We start from the raw sequence: 2,096 nt of genomic DNA, 5'->3' as shown, positions 1-2,096 counted from the left end.
GCCTGGGGCCGCATCCATCGGAATCGTCTCCCCATAAATCCTTTTTGCCTCCTCTGCAGCAAGCTGGTAGGTGGCAATGGTTCGATCGATTTCTCCCCGTGCGGTGCGAATAGGTTTGCCGGCTTCCTGTACCAATACACGAGCTAACTCCTCCTTCCTTTCCTCAAAGATTCGCACAACCCTTAACAAGATCTCAGAGCGTTGATAGGCATGCATCTCTTTCATTACTTCAAAAGCCGCCTGAGCCCCGTCGATTGCCCGATTTACATCTTCTTGATCCGCCATACTAATTGTGGCGATGGTTCCTCCGTGATAGGGAGACCGGAGATCGTAGGTTCTTTGCTTGATTACTGGTTTTCCATTGATAAATAAACCTTTGATATTCATAATGGACTTCCCTCCTTTCACTTCTTCATATGCTTGCAAGATCCATGCCAAAATAAAAAAGCCTGTGTTGATTACGATGGCACGGGTTTGTTGATTCTCATGTGGTGATAAAATTCACCACAAAAACCGTATTATGAACGAATGGTTATATAATATAGCCGGTGACGATTTTCACCATTGGTGACGATTTTCACCATATTTTGAACAAGGAAGGGTTTTTATCATGGATAAATTAGAGAAGATACTAGAATTTTCCACAGACGGTATCTATGTGGTTAATAAAGAAGGCAAGACATTGCTTGTTAATTCGGCTTATGAGGAAATGACTGGGTTCCAACGAGAGGAGCTAGTCGGCCAGCACATGAGTGAATTAATGGAGAAAGGATATTTTGATCAGTCTGTCTCTCTACTCGTATTGGATGCCAAAAAGAGGATTTCCATTTTGCAGAAAATCGGGCAACAACAAAAAGATGTCATCGTCACCGGAAATCCCGTATTCAATGAATCTGGTGAGATTCAGATGGTGGTGACGAGTGTCCGCGATATTACTCAATTAAATAGGATGACTAAAGAGTTAACAAAGGCGAAAAGTTTTTCAGAAATGAGCCAAAACCGTTACACGTTTATGACAGATGGCTCGGATGAACAAGTGATCTTCCAAAGTGTCCGAATGAAAGAAGTGATTCAAAAAGTAGAGCAGGTGGCATCCTTCCCTACAAGTATTTTATTGTTAGGCCCTTCCGGATCAGGAAAAGAAGTCATCGCCGATTTACTTCATCAATTAAGTGACCGGAAAGATAAGCCTTTTATTAAAGTGAACTGCGGGGCCATTCCTGAACCATTGTTAGAATCAGAGTTGTTTGGCCATGTAGAGGGCGCGTTCACTGGAGCACGCCGGGAAGGAAAAATCGGGTTGTTGGAACTGGCAGATAAAGGGACCGTTCTTCTTGATGAAATAGGTGAACTGCCGCTACCGCTGCAGGTCAAATTGCTCCGTGTACTCCAAGAGAAGCAAGTCCAGCGAGTTGGAGGCACCAAAACGAAGCAATTGGACATTCGAATTATCTCGGCTACCAATCAAAATTTAAAGGAATTGGTTAGAGTAGGTAAATTCCGGGAAGACCTATTTTATCGTTTGCAGGTTGTTGAATTGAACGTTCCGCCTTTGCGTGAGCGTCCAGAAGACATCCATGTCCTGCTGCAGCACTTTTTTGCTCATTTCTGTAAATTATATAATGTGGAGAAGCATATCTCACAAGATACGCTGCACATATTGGAAAATTATCATTGGCCAGGGAATGTTAGAGAATTAAGAAATTTAGTGGAAAGCATGATTGTTTCGGTTCCTTCCCTTACGATTGAACCAGTTGACCTCCCGCCTCACTTCAGGATTCAGAATCATCCTGAATCCATTCTTCCTTTAAAACAGCGGGTCAAACTCTTTGAAAAAAGATTGATTGAAGATGCACTACAGAGGAAGCCCTCTATTAGGAAAGCTGCGGCCACTTTAGGAGTAGACCATTCAACCCTTGTGAAGAAAATTAAAAAATTCCATATGCACAACCACTGATGTATGGCCCAGTTTAATCACGTTAAAGACTTTTATATTATTTAATAATCCTATAAATGAACGGGTTATCGAAGGTAGCTTTAAAAGATTAAAGCCATCTGTCAAGGCCGGTTGTAACTTGGTTCTTACGAGAAATTGG

2 protein-coding genes are annotated in these 2,096 nt (G+C 42.2%); one reads left to right on the top strand and one right to left on the bottom strand.

Annotation, left to right across the window (positions count from 1 at the left end; genetic code table 11):
- Positions 1-387: aldehyde dehydrogenase family protein (locus ABHN01_RS24935; protein ID WP_429877781.1), on the bottom strand; the 387-nt coding region annotated here is incomplete at its 3' end.
- 223 nt (positions 388-610) lie between these two features.
- Here ABHN01_RS24935 and ABHN01_RS24930 point away from each other — a divergent pair.
- Positions 611-1,957 carry a sigma-54 interaction domain-containing protein gene (locus ABHN01_RS24930; protein ID WP_429877780.1) on the top strand — a complete coding sequence of 449 codons (1,347 nt, stop codon included), beginning with the start codon at positions 611-613 and terminating at the stop codon, positions 1,955-1,957.
- The last annotated feature ends 139 nt before the right edge of the window (positions 1,958-2,096 follow it).

Origin of the sequence: Fictibacillus sp. NRS-1165 (assembly GCF_050468105.1) — a bacterium.
In the GTDB taxonomy this organism is placed as follows: domain Bacteria; phylum Bacillota; class Bacilli; order Bacillales; family Fictibacillaceae; genus Fictibacillus_C; species Fictibacillus_C terrinigri.
The sequence above is the reverse complement of the archived record's forward strand: the minus strand, read 5'-3'. Positions and strand labels throughout refer to the sequence as shown.

Excerpts from the sequence above, each read along its gene's own strand:
- ABHN01_RS24930 (WP_429877780.1), top strand. The coding sequence starts at position 611 with ATGGATAAATTAGAGAAGATACTAGAATTTTCCACAGACGGTATCTAT.